This window comes from Streptomyces sp. NBC_00322 (assembly GCF_036147535.1).
Lineage (GTDB): Bacteria > Actinomycetota > Actinomycetes > Streptomycetales > Streptomycetaceae > Streptomyces.
Map to the genome: position 1 here is coordinate 3,025,389 of NZ_CP108019.1, position 23,897 is coordinate 3,049,285.

Annotated in this window: 23 protein-coding genes; 11 read left to right on the forward strand and 12 right to left on the reverse strand. The window is 69.4% G+C overall.

From position 1 onward, the window contains the following. Window positions 1-73 precede the first annotated feature (73 nt). Entirely contained in the window at window positions 74-1,054 is a 981-nt protein-coding gene (locus OG905_RS13485) for an ABC transporter ATP-binding protein (RefSeq protein ID WP_328668210.1), read from the forward strand. 3 nt (window positions 1,055-1,057) lie between these two features. Next, window positions 1,058-1,837, forward strand: a complete 780-nt coding sequence (locus OG905_RS13490; RefSeq protein WP_328668211.1) for an ABC transporter permease — start codon at window positions 1,058-1,060, stop codon at window positions 1,835-1,837. On the opposite strand, the gene OG905_RS13495 is transcribed toward OG905_RS13490, so the two are convergent. After that, on the reverse strand, window positions 1,818-2,699 hold the full coding sequence (locus OG905_RS13495) for a hypothetical protein (protein WP_328668212.1): 882 nt from the start codon (window positions 2,697-2,699) through the stop codon (window positions 1,818-1,820). The two genes, OG905_RS13490 and OG905_RS13495, sit on opposite strands and share 20 nt — an antisense overlap. A 266-nt stretch (window positions 2,700-2,965) precedes the next feature. Between OG905_RS13495 and OG905_RS13500 the strand changes: the two genes are divergently transcribed. From OG905_RS13500 to OG905_RS13510, 3 genes are all read left to right on the forward strand, one after another. Next, a complete protein-coding gene (locus OG905_RS13500; RefSeq protein ID WP_328668213.1) occupies window positions 2,966-3,847 on the forward strand; it encodes a hypothetical protein in 882 nt (293 codons plus the stop codon). A gap of 111 nt (window positions 3,848-3,958) precedes the next feature. Beyond that, window positions 3,959-5,119: an ABC transporter ATP-binding protein gene (locus OG905_RS13505; protein ID WP_328668214.1), complete on the forward strand. Its 1,161-nt coding sequence runs from the start codon at window positions 3,959-3,961 to the stop codon at window positions 5,117-5,119. Next, complete coding sequence (locus OG905_RS13510) at window positions 5,116-5,967, forward strand: ABC transporter permease (protein WP_328668215.1); 852 nt, start codon at window positions 5,116-5,118, stop codon at window positions 5,965-5,967. The genes OG905_RS13505 and OG905_RS13510 overlap by 4 nt, the downstream gene beginning before the upstream one ends. A 48-nt stretch (window positions 5,968-6,015) precedes the next feature. Here the strand turns inward: OG905_RS13510 and OG905_RS13515 are convergent, their stop codons facing one another. Continuing rightward, the gene (locus tag OG905_RS13515) at window positions 6,016-6,348 is read right to left on the reverse strand and encodes an ATP/GTP-binding protein (protein WP_328668216.1); all 333 of its coding nucleotides are present in this window, start codon (window positions 6,346-6,348) and stop codon (window positions 6,016-6,018) included. Window positions 6,349-6,561: 213 nt separating this feature from the next. Between OG905_RS13515 and OG905_RS13520 the strand changes: the two genes are divergently transcribed. Next, window positions 6,562-7,593, forward strand: coding sequence for an LLM class flavin-dependent oxidoreductase (locus tag OG905_RS13520; RefSeq protein WP_328668217.1), 1,032 nt, complete (start codon window positions 6,562-6,564; stop codon window positions 7,591-7,593). A gap of 82 nt (window positions 7,594-7,675) precedes the next feature. Here the strand turns inward: OG905_RS13520 and OG905_RS13525 are convergent, their stop codons facing one another. After that, a complete protein-coding gene (locus OG905_RS13525; protein WP_266487491.1) occupies window positions 7,676-8,068 on the reverse strand; it encodes an SCO5389 family protein in 393 nt (130 codons plus the stop codon). Between the two features lie 292 nt (window positions 8,069-8,360). On the opposite strand from OG905_RS13525, the gene nucS reads away from it, so the two are divergent. Next, window positions 8,361-9,023 carry an endonuclease NucS gene (nucS, locus tag OG905_RS13530; protein WP_266487490.1) on the forward strand — a complete coding sequence of 221 codons (663 nt, stop codon included), beginning with the start codon at window positions 8,361-8,363 and terminating at the stop codon, window positions 9,021-9,023. Between the two features lie 75 nt (window positions 9,024-9,098). On the opposite strand, the gene OG905_RS13535 is transcribed toward nucS, so the two are convergent. The 3 genes from OG905_RS13535 to OG905_RS13545 all read right to left on the reverse strand — a co-directional run bounded on the left by OG905_RS13535 (window position 9,099) and on the right by OG905_RS13545 (window position 13,162). Further along, on the reverse strand, window positions 9,099-11,570 hold the full coding sequence (locus tag OG905_RS13535; RefSeq protein ID WP_328668218.1) for an ATP-binding protein: 2,472 nt from the start codon (window positions 11,568-11,570) through the stop codon (window positions 9,099-9,101). A gap of 259 nt (window positions 11,571-11,829) precedes the next feature. Then, the gene (locus OG905_RS13540; protein WP_266487487.1) at window positions 11,830-12,153 is read right to left on the reverse strand and encodes an STAS domain-containing protein; all 324 of its coding nucleotides are present in this window, start codon (window positions 12,151-12,153) and stop codon (window positions 11,830-11,832) included. 160 nt (window positions 12,154-12,313) lie between these two features. Next, window positions 12,314-13,162, reverse strand: a complete 849-nt coding sequence (locus tag OG905_RS13545; RefSeq protein ID WP_328668219.1) for a 3-hydroxyacyl-CoA dehydrogenase family protein — start codon at window positions 13,160-13,162, stop codon at window positions 12,314-12,316. Between the two features lie 207 nt (window positions 13,163-13,369). Here OG905_RS13545 and OG905_RS13550 point away from each other — a divergent pair, with 207 nt between their 5' ends. Further along, a complete protein-coding gene (locus tag OG905_RS13550) occupies window positions 13,370-13,942 on the forward strand; it encodes a cob(I)yrinic acid a,c-diamide adenosyltransferase (RefSeq protein WP_328668220.1) in 573 nt (190 codons plus the stop codon). 2 nt (window positions 13,943-13,944) lie between these two features. Here the strand turns inward: OG905_RS13550 and OG905_RS13555 are convergent, their stop codons facing one another. After that, a complete protein-coding gene (locus OG905_RS13555) occupies window positions 13,945-14,523 on the reverse strand; it encodes a hypothetical protein (RefSeq protein WP_328668221.1) in 579 nt (192 codons plus the stop codon). A gap of 88 nt (window positions 14,524-14,611) precedes the next feature. Between OG905_RS13555 and OG905_RS13560 the strand changes: the two genes are divergently transcribed. The 3 genes from OG905_RS13560 to OG905_RS13570 all read left to right on the forward strand — a co-directional run bounded on the left by OG905_RS13560 (window position 14,612) and on the right by OG905_RS13570 (window position 18,539). After that, on the forward strand, window positions 14,612-15,880 hold the full coding sequence (locus OG905_RS13560) for a sensor histidine kinase (RefSeq protein ID WP_443044069.1): 1,269 nt from the start codon (window positions 14,612-14,614) through the stop codon (window positions 15,878-15,880). Next, window positions 15,877-16,527 carry a response regulator transcription factor gene (locus OG905_RS13565; protein ID WP_328668222.1) on the forward strand — a complete coding sequence of 217 codons (651 nt, stop codon included), beginning with the start codon at window positions 15,877-15,879 and terminating at the stop codon, window positions 16,525-16,527. Before OG905_RS13560 ends, OG905_RS13565 begins: the two co-directional genes overlap by 4 nt. Before the next feature lie 158 nt (window positions 16,528-16,685). Further along, on the forward strand, window positions 16,686-18,539 hold the full coding sequence (locus OG905_RS13570; RefSeq protein ID WP_443043937.1) for a glycosyl hydrolase family 18 protein: 1,854 nt from the start codon (window positions 16,686-16,688) through the stop codon (window positions 18,537-18,539). A gap of 183 nt (window positions 18,540-18,722) precedes the next feature. Here the strand turns inward: OG905_RS13570 and OG905_RS13575 are convergent, their stop codons facing one another. The 5 genes from OG905_RS13575 to atpA form a co-directional block, all read right to left on the reverse strand. Next, the gene (locus OG905_RS13575) at window positions 18,723-19,172 is read right to left on the reverse strand and encodes a DUF2550 domain-containing protein (protein ID WP_328668223.1); all 450 of its coding nucleotides are present in this window, start codon (window positions 19,170-19,172) and stop codon (window positions 18,723-18,725) included. 133 nt (window positions 19,173-19,305) lie between these two features. After that, complete coding sequence (locus OG905_RS13580; RefSeq protein WP_328668224.1) at window positions 19,306-19,680, reverse strand: F0F1 ATP synthase subunit epsilon; 375 nt, start codon at window positions 19,678-19,680, stop codon at window positions 19,306-19,308. Between the two features lie 196 nt (window positions 19,681-19,876). Next, window positions 19,877-21,319 carry a F0F1 ATP synthase subunit beta gene (gene atpD, locus OG905_RS13585; RefSeq protein WP_328668225.1) on the reverse strand — a complete coding sequence of 481 codons (1,443 nt, stop codon included), beginning with the start codon at window positions 21,317-21,319 and terminating at the stop codon, window positions 19,877-19,879. Further along, the gene (locus OG905_RS13590) at window positions 21,319-22,236 is read right to left on the reverse strand and encodes a F0F1 ATP synthase subunit gamma (protein WP_328668226.1); all 918 of its coding nucleotides are present in this window, start codon (window positions 22,234-22,236) and stop codon (window positions 21,319-21,321) included. The genes atpD and OG905_RS13590 overlap by 1 nt, the downstream gene beginning before the upstream one ends. A 20-nt stretch (window positions 22,237-22,256) precedes the next feature. Further along, window positions 22,257-23,849: a F0F1 ATP synthase subunit alpha gene (atpA, locus tag OG905_RS13595; protein WP_328668227.1), complete on the reverse strand. Its 1,593-nt coding sequence runs from the start codon at window positions 23,847-23,849 to the stop codon at window positions 22,257-22,259. Between the last annotated feature and the right edge of the window lie 48 nt (window positions 23,850-23,897).

Sequence of the window (23,897 nt, forward strand, 5' to 3'; positions counted from 1 at the left end):
ATGCGGCGCCGGGCACTCGCGCGTACCAGGAAGTGGGGTGGCGCGGGCCACCTCGCACCTTTAGCGTGGCCGCATGATTGAGCTCGAGGGCCTCACCAAGCGCTTCGGCAGTCTGACCGCGGTCGATCATCTCTCCTTCACGGTCCGGCCGGGTATGGTGACCGGCTTCCTCGGCCCGAACGGCGCGGGCAAGTCGACGACGATGCGGATGATGCTCGACCTCGACAACCCGACCAGCGGCACGGTCAGGATCGACGGCAAGCACTACCGCGATCTCCAGGAGCCGCTCAGGTACATCGGCGCGCTGCTGGACGCCAAGGCGATGCACGGCGGCCGCAGCGCGTACAACAACCTGCTCTGTCTCGCCCAGTCGAACCGCATCCCCGCCTCCCGTGTCTCCGAGGTCCTGGACACGGTCGGGCTGACGCCGGTGGCGAAGAAGAAGTCCAAGGGCTTCTCGCTCGGTATGGGCCAGCGGCTGGGAATCGCCTCCGCGCTGCTCGGCGATCCGGAGATCTTGATGTTCGACGAGCCGGTCAATGGCCTGGATCCCGAGGGAATTCACTGGATCCGCAATCTGATGAAGACTCTTGCATCAGAAGGACGCACAATCTTCGTCTCCTCGCATCTGATGAGCGAAATGGCGCTGACCGCGGACCACTTGATCGTGATCGGGCAAGGGCGACTTCTGGCCGACACCTCGATGGCTGATTTCATCCACCAGAACTCCCGGAGTTATGTACGGCTTCGCTCCCCGCACCAGGAGCGGCTGCGCGATCTGCTGCACGCGTCGGGATTCGTCGCCGTCGCATCGGGCCACGGCGTGCTGGAGGTCGACGGCGCCACCACCGAGCAGCTCGGCGAGCTGGCCGCCCGGCACCAGGTGGTGCTGCATGAACTGAGCGCTCAACGTGCCTCGCTGGAGGAGGCGTTCATGCAGATGACGGCGGGTTCGGTGGAGTACCACGCGCATTCCACGCACGAAGCGCCGCCACCGGCCGAGCCACCGGGTCCCCAGTGGGGCCAGAGCTACCAGAGCAGCAAGGGAGCCTGACCCATGGCCTCGGTACCCGCGGTCCTCCAGTCCGAGTGGACCAAGATCCGTACGGTCTCCTCGACCACCTGGACCCTGGTGAGCGCGCTCGTCGTCACGGTCGCGATGGGCGCGGCGCTCAGCGCGCTGCTCAGGTCGACGTTCGACGATCTCTCCCGCGAGGAGCAGGTCACCTTCGACCCGACGTTCATCAGCTTCTCCGGGATGATCCTGGGGCAGCTGGCGATGGTGGTCTTCGGGGTGCTCGTGGTCGGCACGGAGTACAGCTCCGGAATGATCCGCACCTCGCTGTCCGCCGTACCGCAGCGCGCCACCTTCCTCTTCAGCAAGATCACGGTGGCGACGGCGCTCGCGCTGATGGTCGGTCTGGTGACGAGCTTTCTGTCGTTCTTCCTGGGGCAGGCGCTGCTGGGCGATCACCGTACGACGATCGGCGCGGAGCATGTCCTGCGCGCGGTCGTCGGCGGCGGGCTGTACATGGGTCTGATCGCGCTGTTCTCGATGGGCGTGGCGACGATGCTGCGCAGCTCGATGCTCTCGCTGGGCATCCTGATGCCGTTCTTCTTCCTGGTCTCGCAGATCCTCGCGTCCGTACCGAAGGCGAAGACGGTTGCCCAGTACTTCCCCGACCAGGCCGGGTCCAAGATCATGCAGGTGGTCCCGGACGCGCTGGACAGCGACAAGGCTCCGTACGGGCCGTGGGGCGGACTGGGGATCATGGTTCTGTGGGTGATCGCCGCGCTGATCGGCGGTTATCTGGTGCTCAAGAAGCGGGATGCGTAGAGGACGGCGGGGTGCCCTGGTCGGGCAGCAGCTCGTCGAACTCCCTCCAGCCCTTCCAGGACCAGACGTCCTTGGCAAGATTCGGTTCGAGCGGGACGAAGCGGCCGGTCTCGAAGTCATCGCCGTCCAGGTCGAACCAGCGCTCGTCGACCACTTCGGTCCCCATGCCGACGGTCCGCGCGGTCAGCCGCACGAGCAGCTTCGCCCCGTGCGACTCGGACAGGTCCTTGCCCTGGATCCGGGTGACAGGCAGCGTCGGCACCGGAGCGTCGACCGGTATCCACACGGTGAAAGGCGCGCCCCGCTCCACCGCGAGCCAGGAGCGCTCGTCGGCCGGGTCACCCTTCTCGTCGAGCACCCTGAGCCACTTCTTGTAGATGACCAGGCTGCCGTCGTGCGGGGAGCGCTCCAGATAGCGCAGATGCACCCGCGCCTTCAGATCGACCACCGAGAGGTTGTCGAGGTGGTTGTAGAAGCGCACCGCGATGATCGCGTCGTCGCTCTGTGCATGGAGCCGGGCATAGCCGGGAAAGTCCGCGGCCCAGGCGTGCGAGATGCTCGCCCGCCGCCGCCAGACGAACGGCCGCAGGGCGAACATCTTGATCAGTACGATGCCGAGCAGCACCGCGGGCGCGAGCGCCCCGGTCAACGAGGCAAGTGTGGCGAGCAGTTCATGGGCCAGGCTGTCCCGCTCGGGGCTGAGGCTGTCGGTGCCGACGCAGGCGCGCAGCGCCTCCAGCGCCAGATTCAGCAGCCCTTCCCCGTCCCGCAGCCGCTCCCCCACGCTGCGCTTCGAGCCTTCGGTGAGCGTCCAGGCGACCGCGATGCCCGCAGCGAGCACGGCCAGCGCGGTGAGCGCCATCAGGATCAGCGCGTGGACGGAACGGCCTGCGATCCACCAGCGAACCGACGTCCGAAATCGGGGGTGCGGCCTGCGCCGCCCCGGCCACCCCGGAAACCATTTCAACTCCCGCCTCCCCACCATGAGTTCACATCCAGGGGATCCTCCTCCCCGGTTCCCGTCTGCGCCAACCGCATTGCCCGGGAGGGTCCCGTACGCTCGGCAGGGGTAGACCTGAGATGGAAGGCTCTGCCCGCACAAGCGAACAACCCCGAAGGGCGTCTCCCGTGAAGGACCGAAGCCTCGAAGCGCTGGGCCTGGACGACGTGCCGGCCAAACAGCCGCTGACCTATCCGGGCCGCCCCACTACCGAGCCCTCGCTTCTCACCGGTGACGAACTGCTGCAGCTGGACGTCCGCCCGGTGCGGCTCGGCGACTGGTACGTCGAGGAAAGGGCGCAGCAGCAGAGCCTGGACGAGGCGCTCTCCGGCCTCGGCCAGGTCGTGACGGGCCGCCGCCACCCGGTCATCGCGGTCGGCTCCAACGCCTCGCCGGGACAGGTCAGCCACAAGCTCACCCGGCTCGGCATCCCCGCGACCGTCCCGATGGTGCCGGTGCGGGTGCGCGGCATCGGCGTCGGTTGCTCGGGCCACATCAGCCCGGCCGGCTATGTCGCGGGAACGCCGTACGTCGAGCGGGACGCCGAGACCGTCCTCGTCGTCACTTGGCTGGATTCCACCCAGCTCAAGGCCGTCGACGACACCGAATTCCCCGACTACCGGCGGGCGATACTGCCGGGCGACGTCTTCGAGATGACGATGCCCTCCGGCGAGCGGCTGGGCGGCGCGTACATCTACTTCAGCGCGCACGGCGTCCTCGCGGACCCGGACGGCATGCCCCGCCCGGGCGGCGGCGACCAGTCCGAGCTGCTCGCGGCCCTGCTCGCGGCTTCGCCCCGGCTGCGTGAGCTGCTGGGACCCGATCCTGCGGCCTGGGTGCGGAAGGCGGGCACGGACGGCGCGCTGCGTGAAGCAGGTACGCAGATCTTCGGCGACGAGGGCTGGGTACTGCCGCAGACGGACTTCCTGCCGTATCTCGACGACGGCACCGAGCTCCGGCTCTACGACGATCTGCCGCCGCTCGGCGACTCCCTCCCGCCGAGACCGTAGCGTTACGGCTTGGCCGGAACCGTCAAGGCCCGGATATCCTCCTAACTCTTACGGGGGCGTACGGCCGGCCGGCCTCTGCCCCGACGACCCGAAAGTCGATGGGGCTGCAGAATGATCGAGGCAGTCGGCCTGACCAAGCGCTACGGCGCCAAGACGGCCGTGTACAACCTTTCCTTCCAGGTGCGGCCCGGTGCCGTCACCGGGTTCCTCGGCCCCAACGGCGCGGGCAAGTCGACCACCATGCGGATGATCCTCGGGCTCGACCGGCCCACCGAGGGCCAGGTGACGATCGGTGGCCGCCCCTTCAGACAGCTTCCGAACGCGCCGCGCCAGGTCGGCGCCCTGCTCGACGCCAAGGCCGTCCACGGCGGCCGCAGCGCGCGCAACCATCTGCTCTCGCTGGCGCAGCTCTCCGGCATCCCGGCCCGCCGGGTCGACGAGGTGCTCGGGGTCGTCGGTCTCCAGGAGGTCGCCAAGAAGCGCTCCAAGGGCTTCTCGCTCGGCATGGGCCAGCGGCTCGGCATCGCGGCCGCCCTGCTCGGCGACCCGCAGGTCCTGCTCTTCGACGAGCCGGTCAACGGCCTGGACCCGGAGGGCATCCTCTGGGTCCGCAATCTGATGAAGCAGCTCGCCTCCGAAGGCCGTACGGTCTTCGTCTCCTCGCACCTGATGAGCGAAATGGCGCTCACCGCCGACCACTTGATCGTGATCGGGCGCGGACAGCTGCTCTCGGACATGAGCGTCAAGGACTTCATCTCGCACAACTCCGCCGACTTCGCCCGGGTGCGTACGCCGCAGACCGAGCCGCAGCAGCGCGAGAAGCTCTCGGCCGCGCTCACCGAGGCGGGCGGACAGGTCATGCCGGAGCCGGACGGCGCGCTGCGCGTGACCGGACTGCCGCTGCCGCAGATCAGCGATCTCGCGCACTCCGCGGACGTCCGGCTGTGGGAGCTCTCGCCGCACCAGGCCTCGCTGGAAGAGGCGTACATGCGGATGACGCAGGGCGCGGTCGACTACCGCTCGACGGCCGACCAGAAGTCCGGCCTCATGCAGCAGCAGCCGATGGGGTACGCCCCGCCGATGCCGCAGATCCCCGAGGTACCTCAGCAGGGCTGGTACGCCCCGCCGCCGCCCCAGCCGGGACAGAACCCCTATGCCGCCGCGCCCATCGCCCCGGGTGCGCCCGGCGGCGCGCCCGCTCCTGCCGCCCCGCCCGCGATGCCCCCGGCCTCCGCCCCCGCCGACCTGACCAAGCCCGAGGACGCCCGATGACCACCCCGTACCAGCCGCAGGCGCCATTCCAGCAGCACGGCGCGCCCGCCGGGGCGTACTCCTCGCCGATCCCCGTGCGCAGTGCCCACCTCGGCGACGCCCTCGCCTCCGAGTGGACCAAGATCCGTTCCGTACGCTCCACGATGTGGACGCTCGGCGTCATGATCGTGCTGATGATCGGGCTCGGCGTGCTGGCCGCGGTGGCCGCCTCCGCCTCCGACGCCGATCTCGGCGACCAGTCGCCCCTCTTCCTCGGCTTCTACGGTGTCCTGCTCGGCTCCATCTGCGTGGTCACGCTGGGCGTGCTGACCATCGCGTCCGAGTTCGGCACCGGCATGATCCGTACGACGCTGACGGCGTGCCCGGGCCGCGCGCGGGTGCTCGCCGCCAAGGCGACCGTCTTCTTCCTGCTCGTCTTCGCCCTGACCACGGTGCTCGCAGGGCTCGTCGGTGCGCTGCAGAACAGCATCGTGACCACCGGCCGTGACTCGACCGGCGAGGAGTGGTTCCGCGCGACGGTGGGCGTGGGCCTGTTCGTCGCCGTCCTCGGGCTGCTGGCCCTCGCCGTCGGCACGATCATCCGGCACTCGGCGGGCGCGATCACGATCATGATCGGCGTGATGCTGCTGCCGCTGGTGGCCGCCATGTTCATGTTCTCGGAAGCGCTCCAGGACATACAGCGGGCTCTGTTGGACTACGCGATCCCGAGCCTGCTCATCGCGTTCTACAGCGAGGCCGCGCTCACCGACACGGGCCCCACCGGCTGGACCCCGCTGTGGATCCTGATCGGGGTGACGGCGGTGGCGATGGCCGGCGCCTTCCTCTCGCTCCAGAAGCGCGACGTCTGACCGCTCGGGCCGCTCGGGCGTCCGACTGCTCCGGCGTCCGACCGCTCTTCAGTGCCTGGGCGCGTTACGGGACCGCTGCACCCGCGTGGTGCGGCGGTCCTTCGCGTTCCAGCACGCCTTGTGCCAGTGCCGCCGGTCGTCCACGCCGCCGCCGTGTTCCGGCCAGGCGACCACATGCGGCACCCCCGAGGGGATCTCCTGGTCGCAGCCCGGGCAGCGATACCTCTTGCCCGCGGCACTTGCGCCCGCGACATGGCGGACCGACCACTCCTCGCCCTGCCAGGACTCGCTCCGGCCGAAGCCGCCGTACCTCTCGCCCGGCTCGCTGGCATGCTCGGTCGGCTTCTCGCCGCCTCGGGGGCGGTTGCGGCGCGGGGACACGTGACACCTCACGGGGCAAGTCCGGACAGTTCCCATCCAGCCTACGGGCCGCTGTCATGGGTACACGAAACACGCAGCGTGAGACCGCGACACCCACAGGGGGCAGTTACCGGAAAATCGCAACAACTTCACGATTGGCCGTGCCTTTGGCACGTGTCAGACGTTGTTGCCGGTAGGGGGAGTGACGCGTCGGCCGCAAGGAGGCAATAGGCGATGCGCGTGGGAACTTTTGTACTGGCGGCCCAATTTCCGGGCCAGGGGCAGGGGGAGGCTCTGCACCGAGCGGTACGGTCCGCCGAGGTCGCGGAGGAGTCCGGGCTCGATTCGGTCTGGCTCGCCGAGCACCATTTCGTGCCGTACGGCGTGTGCCCGTCGGCTGTGACCCTCGCCGCCGTGCTGCTCGGCCGTACCCGGCGCATCCGCGTCGGCACGGCCGTGAGCGTGCTGCCGAACGCCCATCCCGTGGCGCTGGGCGAGCAGGCGGCACTGCTGCATCTCACCAGCGGAGGCAGGTTCTCCCTCGGCGTGGGCCGCGGCGGCCCCTGGGTCGATCTGGAAGTCTTCGGCACGGGTCTCGCCGCGTACGAGAGGGACTTTCCCGAATCCCTGGACCTGCTGCTGCGCTGGCTGAGCGAACCCCGCGTCGCCGCCCGCGGGGAACGATTCACCTTCCGTGAAGTCCCGGTCGTACCAAGGCCGGACGAGCTGATCGGCGGCCCCACCCAGGGCCCCGAGGTGATCGTCGCCTGTACGTCCCCGAAGAGCGTGAAGCTCGCCGCCGGGCACGGACTGCCGATGCTGCTCGGGATGCACTGCGACGACGAGGAGAAGGCGGACATGGTGGCACTCTGGCGTACGCACGCGCTCGCCGCAGGACATCCGCCCGAGGAGGTCCGCAGTGCCGGACATGTGTCGGCCGGAGTGGCCCAGATCGAGGACCGCAGGGCCGAGGCCACGGAGACTCTGGTCAAGACGATGCCCGGCTGGCTCAAGCAGGGCCTGGACGCCCATGTGACGGTCGACGGGCGCCCCCGCGCCATGCGGGACCCCGTGGCATACACGGAACTGCTGTGCGGGCTGCACCCGGTGGGCCCGCCACGGCTCGCCGCGGACCGGATCGCGGCCACCGCGGAACGCACCGGGATCACCCGCTTCGCCCTGCTCGCCGAGGGCTCCGGCGACCTCGCCGCCACCGAGGAGAACGTGCGGCGACTCGGCACGGAAGTGCTGCCTCTGCTCGGCTGACCGGCGCTCGCCGCCGCACGGGAGGTGCTGCCGCTCCGACATCTGTAGCACCTCCCGCGATGCGGAGCGGCAGCAAAAGACGTCAGCAGTCGCGCAGTTCGGGCGACTGGTTGAGCAACTGGCCCCGTATGGAAGTGAAGCGGGCAAGCCGCTCGTCGACCGAAGAGTCCAGCGGGAACACCGCGACGCGGTGGCAGTTCTGGAATGCCAGGCGCACCCCGAAGTGCCGCTGGAGCGCCCCGCGAATGGCGTCACTCGCGAGCGCACGCAGTAGCTGACCACGTGCCTGCTCGTCCGGCGGCGGCGTCTGGTTGTCGGCGAAGTCGCCGCCGTCCACCTTCAGCTGAGCCACCAGAGAACTGATCATCTCCCATGCGAAGGGCAGGGAGGTCCGGACGCAGTCGACGAATGCAGCTTCGTCGACCTCGCCTCGCTCGGCCTGTTCCAACAGCGCCGGTGAGACGTCGAGCGACATGGGTACTCCTCTCGCGACCCCGGTTAACGGGGTCTTACGGGCAGGGAAGGAGGACGACGGACAACGACGTCGTACGAACGACGTACGACGACGCAGAGTGCACGACCGACGACCTCCCGCTTACACGGTAAGTGCGCCGTCCGGAGCGCACCAGGAGATTGGGAGCACAACCGGCCAATAACGAACAGGGCGAAAAGGGGCAGGCGGCCCGAACGGCCTCGAACGAGGGGGGCGGTGGGCTACGGGTGGGAGAATCGCGCGCACCGGTCTGCGTCGAGTAGCGTTGCCGACCATGCGTCTTGTCATCGCCCGCTGCTCCGTGGATTACGCGGGCCGGCTCACCGCCCACCTGCCCTCCGCTCCCCGTCTGATCCTGGTCAAGGCCGACGGCAGCGTCTCGATCCACGCGGACGACAGGGCGTACAAACCCCTGAACTGGATGTCCCCTCCCTGCACGCTCAAGGAGGGTGACGACAGCGTCTGGACCGTCATCAACAAAGCGGGCGAGAAACTGATCATCACGATGGAGGAAATCCTCCATGACTCCTCGCACGAACTGGGCGTGGACCCCGGCCTGATCAAGGACGGCGTGGAGGCGCACCTGCAGGAACTGCTCGCGGACCGGATCGAAACACTGGGCGAGGGCTACAGCCTGATCCGGCGCGAATACCCCACGGCCATCGGCCCGGTGGACATCCTGTGCCGCGACTCGGACGGCGGGACGGTGGCCGTCGAGATCAAGCGGCGCGGCGAGATCGACGGCGTCGAACAGCTCACGCGCTATCTGGAACTGCTGAACCGGGACCCGCATCTGGCGCCGGTGAAGGGCCTGTTCGCGGCGCAGGAGATCAAGCCGCAGGCGCGGGTGCTGGCGACGGACCGAGGGATCGGGTGCGTGGTGCTGGACTACAACGCGCTGCGGGGCATCGAGGACGACAAGCTGCGGCTGTTCTGAGGCCGCCCGAGCCTGAGACACGAGTACGGCCCCGGACGGCGAGGCGGTCCGGGGCCGTCGTGTGTTGCGACGCGGTCAGATGACGGGTGGGCTGCCGGAATCCGAGGGGGCGGCGCTGCTGGTCATCGGGGCGCTGGCCGAGCTTCCCTCTCCGCCGCCCGCCGGGGGCGGCGGGGAGGAGGACGGCGGCGGTGAGCTGGCAGGCGGCGTGGTTGTCGGAGTCGGGGTCGGCGAAGACGACGAGGGGGTCGGAGTCGGCTTGGTCGTCGAAGACTTCGTCGGCGTCGGCGGCTTGCCCGACGTAGCCGGCTTCCCCGGCGTCGACGAGTTCGACGACGGCCGCCCCGCCGGCGTCGCCGCGCCCGTCGACGAACTCGCCCCCGGCGTCACCGGGTCCGGGTTCTTCGGGTCGTCCGCGGGTCCGCCGCCCGGGCTGTTGGTCGAGCCGTCCGCGGGCTCGTCCGCGTCCAGGCCGTCGCTGCCGTCGTCCTCGTTCGCGGACTGGCCGTTCCTGACCTTGTTGCTCGGCGGGTCCTGCCGGTCCGAGGTCGCCCCGAGGGTCACCACTGTGCCGAGCACCGCGGCGAGCAGTGCGCCCGCGCCCGCGGCGACCAGGTTGCGCCGTGCGCCGCCGAAGACGGCGCGGCGGCGGCTCGGCTTCGCGCCGCCCCCGGACGGCGTCTGCCGTGCCAGCAGCGTCGCGGGCTCCTCGTCTTCCTTCGGCGCTCCCACGGCTCCCGGGCCGGGTCCGATGCCGCGGCCGAGCGGCAGTACGGGCGCCGGTACGCCTCCGGGCGGCGACGCCGACTGCTCGGAACGCGCGGCCGGTGCCTCCTCGCCCGCCGGGGTACGTGCGGCGACGACGGGCCCGCCCGAGCGGTCCTCGACGAGCGCGAGCGCCCTGCGTCCCGCGACGGTGCCGCGCTTGTCGGAGAGCGCGCCGCGCATGCCGATGGAGGTCTCCAACTCGGCGCGCGCCCGGTCCAGGTTTCCGGTGCAGAGCGCGAGGACGCCCAGCTCGTGGTGGAAGTACGCCTCTTCGGCCACCTCGCCCGCGATGCGGGCTGCTTCGGAGCCGGCCCGCAAGGCCCGCTCCCAGGCGCTCCAGTGCAGGCCCGCCGCGAAGGCCGGCGCCGCGCTGCGGGCGAGCAGGACGGCCGCGCTGGGGTGTCCGGCCTCTCCCCCGGAGCTTCGCCCGGGAGATGCCCCCAGCCCCGACACGAGCATGCCGAGCGCGGCGAGAACGGCGTCCGCCTCGGCCACCGCCCGCTCGGGGGTGACAGAGGGGTGCCCGGCCCACCAGGCGTAGTGCTGGGCGGCGGTGTGGGCATGGGCGGCCGCCTCGTCGGCGTAGCCATTCTCCGTGAGCTGCGCCATCACACCGGCCGCGAGCCGGTAGCGCGTGCCGACCGGGGAGAGCAGGCCGCAGCTCATCAGCTCGCCGAGCGCGGCGTCCGCGTGGGTGTCCCCGACGAGCGCCGGCAGATGCGCCTGGTGCGGGACCTCGCCTCCGAGCGCGACCGCGAAGCGCAGGGTCTCGCGGGCGGACTCGCTCAGCCGGGAGGCGAGCAGGGCAGCGGGCGCGGCCCCCTCCCCCAGCGTCGGCAGCGGTACATCGACTTCCTGGACGCCGTCGAAGGGCGTGTAGTCGTCGAGGGTCTCCGGGTCGGTGCGCAGGCTGTCGCACTGCCGCAGCAGCGCGCCCGCCTGGACGAAGCGAAGCGGCAGGCCCTCGGACTCGAACCAGAGGTCACCCGCCCAGTTCGACTCGTCCTCGGTGAGCGGCCGCTCCACGGTGCGCTGCAGCAGCTCCAGCGAGGCGCTTCGGCCCAGTCCGGCGAGGAAGACCTCTTCGAGGTGCGAGTCAGCCGCGGGTGCGGCGACGTCGGGTGTGGCCGCGACCAGGAAGGCGCACTCGGGCGCGGCGTCGAGCAGCTCGCCGAGGGCGGCGCCGCCGAACTCCAGGTCGTCGAGGACGACGATCGCGCCGATGTCCTTGACGTGTTCGAGCAGTGCGGCGCGGTCGGGCCGGTACAGCGGAGCGCTGTGGACGGCGGCGAAGAGCTCGTGGAGCAGTTCGGTGGGGGTGCGGTGGTGGCCGCTGAGGCGTACGACTCCGTCGGGCGCGAAGTTCGCGCAGTCCTCGGCGACGATGTCGAGCAGGGCGCTGCGCCCGGAGCCCGCGGGTCCGGTGAGCCGGACCGAGCGGCCGTGGCCGAGCAGCCGTACCAGCCGCTCACGCTCCTCGCCGCGCTCGAGCAGCGGGAGCCGCGGCGCGGGAGGCCCGGCCGGTACGGGGGGCTGCGCCGCGCGCTGCCGCCCGGTGCGCTCGGCCTCGCTGTGCCGGCCCGGCCGCGTCGGCAGCTGCCCAGGCGGGCAGGGCTCTATCTCGCTGCCGTCGACGGGATTGACGGTGAGCAGGAAGTCGCCCGCCACGAGCTGGACGGTGCGCGCGGGCGCCGACGCCGACTTCTTGAAGTCCGGGGCGCCGGTGTCGCGCGGGGGCCGGGCCTGGCCCGCGCCATCGCCGAAACTGTCGTTGTCCATGGTCCAAGCCCCCCAGATGCGCTTCGCTGAGCTTCGTCCCCGCCGAGGTTGTTCGAGTTCCGGTGGCGGAGTCGCGTGCGGATTGTCCCTCCGGCCTTTCTGCACGCCCCGCTGTCGCTTCGGTCCGGTGCCCGCCGCATGGGTCTTTCAATTCGTCGGGCGACCGAACCTTAGACCTTCGCTCAGTATCTCCATAGGGGCGGGGTGCTGCCCCGTCCACGACGTCACAGTCTCATGAGGATTGCGAGCGTCGTACGGTTCACACCCGGGGGAGCGATTCGGCCGCGATGCCGCCTTCGATGGCAAGAATCCGGTGCAGCCGGGTGGCGACCAGGAGTCTTTGCATCTGTGGCGGTACGCCGCGCAGCACCAGCCGGCGACCGCACCGGCCGGCCCTGCGGTGCGCGCCCATGATGACTCCCAGGCCGGTGGCGTCCCAGGAGTCGAGGTCGGTCAGGTCGAGCACCAGGTCGCCGTCTCCGTCGTCGACGGCCGAGTGCAGGACCGTACGGGCGTCCGCCGCGCTGCGGACGTCGAGGCGGCCCCCGACGACCAGCTCGGCGTGGTCGCCCCTGATGTGCATATGCGCTCCCCGTGAGTGCGTCAGTGCCCTGTGATCTCTTCTGCTTTGCTCTTCAATGTCTTGCAACAACTGACTCCCGCATGGGCACAGCAGTTGCGCTTTGTAAGCGAACCGATACCGAATTCACCCCTCGGGGTGATACCAAACCGGTCGATGAGGGTCAGTGCTTATAGAAGCCCTGCCCGCTCTTGCGTCCGATGTCACCGGCGTCCACCATCCGGCGCATCAGCTCCGGCGGGGCGAACTTCTCGTCCTGGGACTCGGTGTAGATGTTGCTCGTGGCGTGCAGCAGGATGTCCACGCCCGTCAGGTCGGCGGTGGCGAGCGGCCCCATGGCGTGGCCGAAGCCCAGCTTGCAGGCGATGTCGATGTCCTCGGCGGACGCGACGCCCGATTCGTACAGCTTCGCGGCCTCGACGATCAGTGCCGAGATGAGGCGGGTGGTGACAAAACCGGCGACGTCGCGGTTGACGACGATGCAGGTCTTGCCGACGGACTCGGCGAACTCCCGCGTGGTGGCCAGGGTTTCGTCGCTCGTCTTGTAGCCGCGCACCAGCTCGCACAGCTGCATCATCGGGACGGGCGAGAAGAAGTGCGCGCCGACGACGCGGTCCGGACGCTCCGTCACCGCGGCGATCTTCGTGATCGGGATGGCGGAGGTGTTGGAGGCGAGGACGGCGTCTTCCCGTACGAGCTTGTCGAGCGTACGGAAGATCTCGTGCTTGACCTCGAGCTTCTCGAAGACCGCCTCGACGACGATGTCCGCGTCGGCGGCGCCGTCCAGATCGGTGGTCGTGGTGATGCGCGCCAAGGCAGCTTCGGCGTCGGCCGCTTCGAGCTTGCCCTTGGAGACGAACTTGTCGTACGAGGCCTTGATGCCGTCCGTGCCACGGGTCAGAGCCGCGTCGGTGACATCACGCAGCACGACCTCCCAGCCCGCCTGGGCCGAGACCTGCGCGATACCGGACCCCATGAGTCCGGCCCCGATGACGGCGAGCTTCCTGGCCACTGCGGCACCCCTTAACACCCGTTTACATTTCTGCTCTCCGGCGGAGGTTAGCGCTCGTGAGGTGCCCTGTGGCGGTGAAGAGATGCGCGTCACGTCTCGGATGACGGACATCACACCGGTACGGCCCATCAGGCGGTCCGTACCGCGTAATTGAGCGCTTCATGGGCCACTTCGCCCGGCTTGCGGCCGCGGCGTAGGCTCGGCCTCATGGTCAATCTCACGCGCATCTACACCCGCACCGGCGACCAGGGCACGACCGCCCTGGGCGATATGAGCCGCACCGCAAAGACCGATCTGCGGATCGCCGCGTACGCCGACGCCAATGAGGCCAATGCCGTCCTCGGCACGGCCATCGCGCTGGGACAGCTGCCGGAAGAGCTCGTAAAGGTCCTCGTCCGCGTGCAGAACGACCTGTTCGACGTGGGTGCGGATCTGTCGACGCCGGTGGTCCAGGAGCCGGAGTATCCGCCGCTGCGGGTCGAGCAGTTCTACATCGACCGTCTCGAGGCGGACTGCGACCGCTTCAACGAACAGCTGGAGAAGCTGCGCAGCTTCATCCTGCCGGGTGGTACGCCGGGGGCGGCGCTGCTGCACCAGGCCTGCACGGTCGTACGGCGCGCGGAGCGCTCGACGTGGGCGGCGCTGGAGGTGCACGGGGAGGCGATGAACCCGCTCACCGCGACGTATCTCAACCGCCTCTCCGACCTCCTGTTCATCCTCGCGAGGACGGCGAACAAGGAGGTCGGGGACGTGCTCTGGGTGCCGGGCGGCGCGCGCTAGCGCTAGCGCTCGATGCGGACCGGTTCGCGCTCGGGCTCGGAGTCCGCCGCCGGGGCTTTCTTCGGCCAGATCGTGAACGTGAGAGCGATCAGGCCGTGGATCCCGGCCGCCCGCAGCGCCGTGAACTGCCAGGAGCTGAGCGAACCGGTCCGGCTCGCGTCGCCGACGTACCAGATCGCGATCTGCAGCAGAGCGACGGCGACCGCGGCAGCCAGCACGGTCCGCAGCCACAGCTTCCCCTCGTGCCTGGCCCGGGCCACTCCGTAGCGCGGCGGCTTCGGCGGCACCGGGGCGCCCGCGAAGCGGTGGGCGACATGCCCGTCGATCCACTTGATCGTGTAGTGGCCGTACGCGACGGTGTAGCCGATGTACAGCGCGGCGAGCCCGTGCGTGAAGTCCGGCTCGGCGCCGTTCTTCAGATCGATCGCCGTCACGACGAGCAGGACGACCTCCAGCAGCGGCTCCAGGAGCAGCAGGCCCGCGCCCAGCCGCGGCAACTTCAGCACATAGCGCGTGGCGAGTCCCGCTGCCAGCAGCACCCAGAAGCCGACCTCGCAGATCACGATCAGCGTGACGATCACAGCACTCTCCCTTCGGTTCACCTCCAGCCTCCCGTCCGCCGGGCAGAGGATCGTCGTCGCCAGTGACGAGGTGGCACTGCATCCTTCGATGTATCGGGCCATCGCCCCGGACGTGGAGGCCCGCGGGCCGTCCGCCGTGTTTGATGGGTCCGTGACCGCTCCGACCCGCCCGCACCGCGACGACGTGCTCATCGCCGTGGCCGGATTCCTCGGCGGCCTGGTGCTCTACGCGCTGGGACTGGACACCCGCGGCGGACACGGCGTCGATCCGCGCCCGCTCCTGCTGCTGCCGCTGGCGGTGATGAGCGGGGCGGAGCTGCTGCGCCGGACCATGCCGAACACCGCACTGGCCATCGGCTGCGCGGCGATGCTCGCCGACCAGTTCACCGACGGGAATGTCGCCACCATCGCGATGTTCACGGATCTGGTCTACGCGGCCGTGCTGTACGGCACGCCCGCAGCCGCACGCCGTATCCCCGCCGTGTCCATGGTGGCGACGGCCGCCGTGACGGTCACCGCGCTCGTCGTCTTCCAGGACGCGCAGGCCGTTCTGCTGGGCCTGGTCTTCGCGGTCGTCACCGTGGCCCCGGCCTGGACGGGCGTGAGCGTACGCACCCATCGCGACGCCGCCGAAGCGGCGCAGCTGCGCGCCGAGCAGACGGCCCTGCTCGCCGAGATCGACCGCACCCAGGCGGTGACCGCCGAGCGCGCCCGGATGGCCCGCGAGCTGCACGACATGGTCGCCAACCATCTCTCGGCGATCGCGATCCACTCCACCGCCGCGCTCTCCCTCGACGATCCGAAGACCTCGCGCGAGGCACTCGGGGTGATCCGCGAGAACAGCGTCGACGGGCTCGCGGAGATGCGCCGGCTGATCGGACTGCTGCGGGACAGCGGGGGCGGTACGGCTCCGGCGGCCGCCCCGACACTGGCCGGTGTGGACGCGCTGCTCAGCCAGGCGGGCACCAACGGGGCCGCCAGCGGTCTGGAGTTCGGGCTCGACGACGCCCGCGAGGCGGGCCTCGCGGTTCCGGCGCCGGTCGAGCTCGCGGCGTACCGCATCATCCAGGAGTCGCTGACGAACGCCCTCAAGCACGCGTCGCCGGGCCGGGTCAGGGTCTCTCTGGCCCAGCACGAGGGGACGCTGACGGTGCAGGTGACCAGCCCGTTCGGCGACCGGCCCCGGCCGCGGGCGCCCGGCTCGGGGGCCGGTCTGGTCGGGATGCGGGAACGGGTGGCGCTGCTGGGCGGGCAGTTCGAGTCGGGACCGGTGACCGACGGGGACGGCAATGGCGACGGCAAGATCTGGCGGGTACGGGCCGAACTGCTCGTCGACGAAGGGAACGGCAGGGCATGACGATCCGGGTACTGGTCGCGGAGGACCAGAGCGCCGTACGCGCCGGTCTGGTCCTCATCCTGCGCAGCGCACCGGACATCGAGGTGGTGGGCGAGGCGGCGGACGGCGAGGAAGCGGTGCGGCTGGCCCGCGAACTGTGTCCGGATCTGGTGCTGATGGACGTTCAGATGCCGCGTCTGGACGGGGTGTCGGCGACCCGGCAGGTCGTCGCCGAGCAGCTCGCCGACGTACTCGTACTGACCACCTTCGATCTGGACGAGTACGTCTTCGGGGCGCTGCGTGCGGGGGCCGCGGGCTTTCTGCTGAAGAACACCGACGCGGCGGATCTGCTGGAGGCGGTACGCACGGTGGCGCGCGGCGAGGGTCTGATCGCGCCGGCCGTCACGCGCCGGCTGATCGCGGAGTTCGCCGCACCGACCCCCGTACGCCGACCGGACGCACCCGACCCCGCGGTCCTCGATCTGCTCACCCGGCGCGAGCGCGAGGTGCTGTCGTGCGTCGGCGAGGGCTTGTCGAACGCCGAGATCGCCGTACGTCTCGACATGGCGGAGGCGACGGTGAAGACCCATATGAGCAGGCTGCTGGGCAAGCTGGAGCTGCGCAGCAGGGTCCAAGCGGCCGTCCTGGCACAGGAGTTGGGTATCTAGATTCCCCTCTCCCCCACCCCTCACACCTATGGTCTGGACCTATTGACGATTGGTCCAGACCTTCCTAGTCTCACCGCACACACACTGCGGTGAGCCACGCAGGGTGCGCAGTGCACGGACCATCCCCCGAACGTCCCGGACCTCCTCGAGGAGCACCCGTGAACACGCAACCCCCACTGCACAGAACCAGATTCAGAGTCAGATCCAGAGCCGTCGCGGGACTGACCGCGCTGCTCCTCCCCCTGGCCGCCATGGTCGGCCTCGCAGCGCCCGCCGAAGCCGCCACATCCGCCACGGCCACCTACAACAAGGTCCAGGACTGGGGCACGGGCTTCGAGGGCAAGTGGACGGTGAAGAACACCGGCACCACCTCCCTCAGCTCCTGGACTGTCGAGTGGGACTACCCCTCGGGCACCGTCGTCACCTCCGCCTGGGACGCGGACGTCACCAGCTCCGGCACGCACTGGACCGCCAAGAACAAGAGCTGGAACGGCACGCTGGCCCCCGGCGCCTCGGTCTCCTTCGGCTTCAACGGCAGCGGCTCCGGCGCCCCCTCGGGCTGCAAGCTCAACGGCGCGTCGTGCGACGGCGGCAGCGTCCCCGGCGACAACCCGCCCTCCGCCCCCGGCACCCCGTCCGCGAGCAACATCACCGACACCTCGGTGGCGCTGAGCTGGACCGCCGCCACCGACGACAAGGGCATCAAGAACTACGACGTACTGCGCGACGGCGCCAGGATCGCGACGGTTACCGGCACGACGTACACGAACACCGGCCTCACCGCCGGCACCGACTACTCGTACACCGTCCAGGCGCGTGACACCGCCGACCAGACGGGACCGGTCAGCGGAGCCCGCGCGGTGCGCACCACCGGCGGTGGTGGCGGCCCCGGCCCCGGCTCCACGGTCAAGCTGGGCTACTTCACCGAATGGGGCGTCTACGGGCGCAACTACCACGTGAAGAACCTGGACACCTCCGGCTCCGCGTCGAAGATCACCCACATCAACTACGCCTTCGGCAATGTCACCGGCGGCCGCTGCGCCATCGGTGACGCCTACGCCGACTACGACAAGGCGTACACCGCCGACCAGTCCGTCGACGGCGTCGCCGACACCTGGGACCAGCCCCTGCGCGGCAACTTCAACCAGCTGCGCAAGCTCAAGGCGAAGTACCCGCACATCAAGGTGCTCTGGTCGTTCGGCGGCTGGACCTGGTCCGGCGGCTTCGGCCAGGCAGCGGCAAACCCGGCGGCCTTCGCGCAGTCCTGCTACGACCTGGTGGAGGACCCGCGCTGGGCCGATGTCTTCGACGGCATCGACCTGGACTGGGAGTACCCGAACGCCTGCGGCCTGTCCTGCGACACCAGCGGCGCCGCCGCCTTCAAGAACCTGATGCAGGCGATGCGCGCCAAGTTCGGTACGAACAACCTGGTCACCGCGGCCGTCACCGCCGACGCCTCGTCCGGCGGCAAGATCGACGCGGCCGACTACGGCGGCGCGGCGCAGTACGTCAACTGGTACAACGTGATGACGTACGACTTCTTCGGCGCCTGGGCCGCTCAGGGCCCGACCGCCCCGCACTCCCCGCTCACCTCGTACGCCGGCATCCCGCAGGCGGGATTCAACTCCGCCGAGGCGATCGCCAAGTTCAAGGCGAAGGGAGTGCCGTCCGCCAAGCTGCTGCTGGGCATCGGCTTCTACGGACGCGGCTGGACCGGAGTCACCCAGGCGACGCCGGGCGGCACCGCGACGGGGCCCGCCCCCGGCACGTACGAGCAGGGCATCGAGGACTACAAGGTCCTCAAGAACACCTGCCCGTCCACCGGCACCATCGCGGGTACGGCGTACGCCAAGTGCGGCAGCAACTGGTGGAGTTACGACACCCCCGCCACGGTCACCTCGAAGATGAGCTGGGCGAAGGGGCAGGGCCTGGGAGGCGCGTTCTTCTGGGAGTTCAGCGGTGACACGACGAACGGAGAGCTCGTCGGCGCGATCAACAGCGGTCTGAACTGACGCTGCGCGCAGCGAAGCCCGGGAGACTCCTTCTCCCGGGCTTCGTCACACTCTCAGGCGACATTCACCCTCCCCCAGACTTCGTCCGGGGGGACCACCAACCAACGAGACAGCCTATTTAAGCCACATTGACTCTCCCCCAGACTTCGTCCGGGGGGACCCCCAACCAACGAGACAGCCTATTTAAGCCACATTGACTCGTTGGCCGGGCGGCGCCGCCTCCAGCCAGGCGAGGAAACCGGTCAGCGCGTCCTCGCTCATCGCCAGCTCCAGCCGCGTCCCGCGGTGGAGACAGCCCAGCACGGTCGCGTCGGAGAGCAGCGCCAGCTCTTCCTCGCCCTCGGGCGTACGCCGGGTCACGACCTCGATGGCGGAGCGCTCGAGGACACGGCGGGGGCGGGGAGCGTACGAGAAGACCCGGAACCACATGATCCGGTCGCCGCTGTAGCGGGCGACGCCGTACACCCAGCCCTTGCCGGAGAGGTCGGTCTCCTCCGGGACGTTCCAGCGCAGACTGCAGTCGAAGGTGCCGCCGGAACGCTGGATCAGCCGTCGGCGCAGTCCGAAGACGAACAGCCCGATCCCCACCAGTGTGACGACGACCAGGGCGCTCACAAGCAGAGCGAGGAACATGTCCACCGACCTCCTCGCATCGTCCCGTAACGGATTCCCACGTGCACCTGCACCTGCATCGCCTCAGCCGCGGCCCGGTCTGGAGAAATCCAGCCCGGGCCGCGGCTGAGGGCTACGACTGTCGGCGGGGTGCTCAGCGCACCGCCACCGCACGCAGCCGGACATCGGCGCGCCGCTCGGCGGCGTCGTCCTCGTCCGACTTGGCGCGCTCCAGCGCACGCTCGGCGCGCCGAGCGTCGATCTCGTCCGCCAGCTCGGCGATTTCCGCCAGCAGCGACAGCTTGTTGTCGGCGAACGAGATGAAACCGCCGTGCACAGCGGCGATGACGGTTGTGCCCTCGCTCGTACGGATGGTCACCGGGCCCGACTCCAGCACACCGAGCAGCGGCTGGTGACCGGGCATGACGCCGATGTCGCCGGACGTGGTGCGCGCGACGACCAGGGTGGCCTCGCCGGACCAGACCTGCCGGTCAGCGGCGACCAGCTCGACGTGCAGCTCAGCAGCCAAGGTTGGCTCCTCGGGTCACCACCCGGCGGTTCTGCCGGGTGTTGGGTCATAAGTCTAATAGCGCTCCGGGCGCCAGAACGACGGCGCCCGCCCCGAGCCCTTCGGCCGGGGGTCCGGGGGTTGTCCCCCGGGAGATGCAGCATGGGCGAAGAGAGGGGGGCGGGACGCACCCGCCCCCCTCCACGAGTCAGCAGACTCAGGAGACGCCGAGCTCCTTGGCGTTGGCCTTGAGGTCCTCAATGCCACCGCACATGAAGAACGCCTGCTCGGGGAAGTGGTCGTACTCACCGTCACAGATCGAGTTGAACGCGGTGATCGACTCCTCGAGCGGCACGTCCGAACCGTCCACGCCGGTGAACTGCTTGGCGACGTGGGTGTTCTGCGACAGGAAGCGCTCCACGCGACGGGCACGGTGGACAACGAGCTTGTCCTCCTCGCCCAGCTCGTCGATACCGAGAATCGCGATGATGTCCTGGAGGTCCTTGTACTTCTGCAGAACACCCTTGACACGGGTCGCCGTGTCGTAGTGGTCCTGCGCGATGTAGCGCGGGTCCAGGATCCGGGACGTGGAGTCCAGCGGGTCCACGGCCGGGTAGATGCCCTTCTCCGAGATCGGACGGGACAGAACCGTCGTCGCGTCGAGGTGGGCGAAGGTGGTGGCCGGGGCCGGGTCGGTCAGGTCGTCCGCGGGGACGTAGATCGCCTGCATCGAGGTGATCGAGTGGCCACGCGTCGAGGTGATGCGCTCCTGCAGCAGACCCATCTCGTCGGCCAGGTTCGGCTGGTAACCCACCGCGGACGGCATACGGCCGAGCAGGGTGGACACCTCGGAGCCGGCCTGGGTGTACCGGAAGATGTTGTCGATGAAGAAGAGCACGTCCTGCTTCTGCACATCGCGGAAGTACTCCGCCATGGTCAGACCGGCAAGCGCGACGCGGAGACGGGTGCCCGGGGGCTCGTCCATCTGACCGAAGACAAGCGCCGTCTTGTCGATGACGCCGGACTCGGTCATCTCCTCGATGAGGTCGTTGCCCTCACGGGTACGCTCACCGACGCCCGCGAACACCGACACACCGTCGTGGTTGTTGGCGACGCGGTAGATCATTTCCTGGATCAGAACGGTCTTGCCGACACCGGCACCACCGAACAGACCGATCTTTCCACCCTTGACGTACGGGGTGAGAAGGTCGATGACCTTGACGCCCGTCTCGAACATCTCGGTCTTCGACTCGAGCTGGTCGAAGTTCGGGGCCTTGCGGTGGATCGGCCAGCGCTCGGTGATCTCGACCGTGGACGGGTCCACGTTCAGAACCTCACCGAGGGTGTTGAACACCTTGCCCTTGGTGATGTCACCGACCGGGACGGTGATGCCCGCACCCGTGTTGGTCACCGGGGCCTGGCGGACCAGACCGTCGGTGGGCTGCATCGAGATCGCGCGGACCACGCCCTCGCCGAGGTGCTGGGCAACCTCGAGCGTCAGGGTCTTCTTGGCCCCGTCGAGGGCCGGGTCGGCCACCTCGACGGTGAGCGCGTTGTAGATCTCCGGCATCGCGTCGACGGGGAACTCCACGTCGACGACCGGGCCGATGACCCGGGCGACGCGGCCCGTGGCGGCGGCCGTCTCAACAGTGGTCGTCATTACTTGTCACTCCCCGCGGTCGCGTCGGCCAGGGCGTTGGCGCCACCGACGATCTCGCTGATTTCCTGGGTGATTTCGGCCTGGCGGGCCGCGTTGGCAAGCCGGGAGAGGCTCTTGATGAGCTCCCCGGCGTTGTCGGTCGCCGACTTCATCGCGCGGCGGGTGGCAGCGTGCTTGGAAGCAGCGGCCTGGAGCAGCGCGTTGTAGATCCGGCTCTCGACGTACCGCGGCAGCAGGGCGTCGAGGACGTCCTCCGCCGACGGCTCGAAGTCGAACAGGGGCAGGATCTCGCCCTTGGTACCCGACTCCTCGGCCGCCTTCTCGAGGCTGAGGGGCAGCAGCCGGTTCTGCACCGGCGTCTGCGTCAGCATCGAGATGAACTCGGTGAAGACGATGTGGAGCTCGTCCACGCCGCCCTCCGCCGTGTCCAGCTGGACGGCCTCGATCAGCGGCCCCGCGACGTTCTTGGCGTCCGCGTAGGTCGGGTTGTCCGTGAAGCCGGTCCACGACTCCGTGACCTTGCGCTCACGGAAGCCGTAGTACGAGACACCCTTGCGGCCGACGATGTACGTGTCGACCTCCTTGCCCTCGCCGCGGAGCCGCTCGGTGAGCTGCTCCGCCGCCTTGATGGCGTTGGCGGAGTAGCCGCCGGCCAGACCGCGGTCGCTCGTGATGAGCAGGATCGCGGCGCGGACCGGAGCCTCCACCTCGGTGGTGAGGGGGTGCTTCGTGTTCGACCCGGTCGCCACCGCGGTCACCGCGCGGGTGAGCTCGGTCGCGTACGGCGTGGAGGCCACCACGTGGCGCTGCGCCTTGACGATGCGCGAGGCGGCGATCATCTCCATCGCCTTGGTGATCTTCTTGGTCGCGGTGACGGATTTGATGCGACGCTTGTAGACCCGGAGCTGGGCTCCCATGAGTCAGGTCCCTTCCGTCGTCACTTGGCCGTGCTGACCGGCGCGTCTTCGCCGAGAAGCTGGCCGTCCGAGGTCTCGAACTGACGCTTGAAGGCGGCGATCGCGTCACCGATGGACTGCAGGGTGTCGTCCGACATCTTGGCGCCCTCGGCGATGCTGGTCAGCAGCTCCTTGCGCTCACGGCGCAGGTGCTCGAGCAGCTCGCTCTCGAAGCGGCGGATGTCCTGGACCGGGACGTCGTCCATCTTGCCGGTGGTGCCGGCCCAGACGGAGACAACCTGCTCCTCGATCGGCATGGGCTGGTACTGCGGCTGCTTGAGCAGCTCGACCATGCGCTTGCCGCGCTCCATCTGCGCCTTGGAGGCCGCGTCCAGGTCGGAACCGAAGGCGGCGAACGCCTCCAGCTCACGGTACTGGGCGAGGTCCACACGCAGACGGCCGGAGACCTGGCGCATCGCCTTGTGCTGGGCGGAACCACCGACACGGGAGACCGAGATACCGACGTTCAGGGCCGGACGCTGGCCGGCGTTGAACAGGTCGGACTCCAGGAAGCACTGGCCGTCGGTGATGGAGATGACGTTGGTCGGGATGAACGCCGACACGTCGTTCGCCTTGGTCTCGACGATCGGCAGACCCGTCATCGAACCGGCGCCCATGTCGTCGGAGAGCTTGGCGCAGCGCTCCAGCAGACGCGAGTGCAGGTAGAAGACGTCGCCCGGGTAGGCCTCGCGGCCCGGCGGGCGGCGCAGCAGCAGCGACACGGCGCGGTAGGCGTCGGCCTGCTTCGACAGGTCGTCGAAGATGATCAGGACGTGCTTGCCCTGGTACATCCAGTGCTGGCCGATGGCCGAGCCGGTGTACGGCGCCAGGTACTTGAAGCCGGCCGGGTCGGACGCCGGAGCCGCGACGATCGTCGTGTACTCGAGGGCGCCTGCCTCCTCCAGCGCACCGCGCACGGACGCGATGGTGGAGCCCTTCTGGCCGATGGCGACGTAGATGCAGCGGACCTGCTTCTTCGGGTCGCCCGAGCGCCAGTTGTCGCGCTGGTTGATGATCGTGTCGACGGCCAGAGCGGTCTTGCCGGTCTGACGGTCACCAATGATCAGCTGACGCTGGCCGCGGCCGATCGGCACCATGGCGTCGACAGCCTTGTAGCCGGTCTGCATCGGCTCGTGCACCGACTTACGGACCATGACGCCCGGGGCCTGCAGCTCGAGGGCGCGGCGTCCGTCGGTCTCGATCTCGCCGAGGCCGTCGATCGGGGTGCCGAGCGGGTCGACGACGCGACCCAGGTAGCCCTCGCCTACAGCGACGGACAGGACCTCGCCGGTGCGGGTGACCGGCTGGCCTTCCTCGATACCGCTGAACTCGCCGAGAACGACGCAGCCGATCTCGCGCTCCTCGAGGTTGAGGGCGAGACCGAGGGTGCCGTCCTCGAACTTCAGCAGCTCGTTCGCCATGGCCGAGGGAAGACCCTCGACTTTCGCGATGCCGTCGCCGGCAAGGCTGACTGTGCCGACCTCCTCGCGCGAGGCCGCGTCCGGCTTGTACGCCTGGACAAAGTTCTCCAGCGCGTCCCGGATCTCCTCCGGCCGGATCGTGAGCTCCGCCATCTGGGTTCCCTGCTCTCCTTGTTGGGCCCGAAGTTTCTTAGGGGGTCT

Bases quoted from the DNA above. Each gene is read 5' to 3' on its own strand.
- OG905_RS13485 (WP_328668210.1), top strand. From the start codon at position 74: ATGATTGAGCTCGAGGGCCTCACCAAGCGCTTCGGCAGTCTGACCGCG.
- OG905_RS13490 (WP_328668211.1), top strand. From the start codon at position 1,058: ATGGCCTCGGTACCCGCGGTCCTCCAGTCCGAGTGGACCAAGATCCGT.
- OG905_RS13495 (WP_328668212.1), bottom strand. From the start codon at position 2,699: ATGGCGCTCACCGCGCTGGCCGTGCTCGCTGCGGGCATCGCGGTCGCC.
- OG905_RS13505 (WP_328668214.1), top strand. From the start codon at position 3,959: ATGATCGAGGCAGTCGGCCTGACCAAGCGCTACGGCGCCAAGACGGCC.
- OG905_RS13510 (WP_328668215.1), top strand. From the start codon at position 5,116: ATGACCACCCCGTACCAGCCGCAGGCGCCATTCCAGCAGCACGGCGCG.
- OG905_RS13520 (WP_328668217.1), top strand. From the start codon at position 6,562: ATGCGCGTGGGAACTTTTGTACTGGCGGCCCAATTTCCGGGCCAGGGG.
- OG905_RS13525 (WP_266487491.1), bottom strand. From the start codon at position 8,068: ATGTCGCTCGACGTCTCACCGGCGCTGTTGGAACAGGCCGAGCGAGGC.
- nucS (WP_266487490.1), top strand. From the start codon at position 8,361: ATGCGTCTTGTCATCGCCCGCTGCTCCGTGGATTACGCGGGCCGGCTC.
- OG905_RS13535 (WP_328668218.1), bottom strand. From the start codon at position 11,570: ATGGACAACGACAGTTTCGGCGATGGCGCGGGCCAGGCCCGGCCCCCG.
- OG905_RS13540 (WP_266487487.1), bottom strand. From the start codon at position 12,153: ATGCACATCAGGGGCGACCACGCCGAGCTGGTCGTCGGGGGCCGCCTC.
- OG905_RS13550 (WP_328668220.1), top strand. From the start codon at position 13,370: ATGGTCAATCTCACGCGCATCTACACCCGCACCGGCGACCAGGGCACG.
- OG905_RS13560 (WP_443044069.1), top strand. From the start codon at position 14,612: ATGTATCGGGCCATCGCCCCGGACGTGGAGGCCCGCGGGCCGTCCGCC.
- OG905_RS13565 (WP_328668222.1), top strand. From the start codon at position 15,877: ATGACGATCCGGGTACTGGTCGCGGAGGACCAGAGCGCCGTACGCGCC.
- OG905_RS13575 (WP_328668223.1), bottom strand. From the start codon at position 19,172: ATGTTCCTCGCTCTGCTTGTGAGCGCCCTGGTCGTCGTCACACTGGTG.
- atpD (WP_328668225.1), bottom strand. From the start codon at position 21,319: ATGACGACCACTGTTGAGACGGCCGCCGCCACGGGCCGCGTCGCCCGG.
- OG905_RS13590 (WP_328668226.1), bottom strand. From the start codon at position 22,236: ATGGGAGCCCAGCTCCGGGTCTACAAGCGTCGCATCAAATCCGTCACC.
- atpA (WP_328668227.1), bottom strand. From the start codon at position 23,849: ATGGCGGAGCTCACGATCCGGCCGGAGGAGATCCGGGACGCGCTGGAG.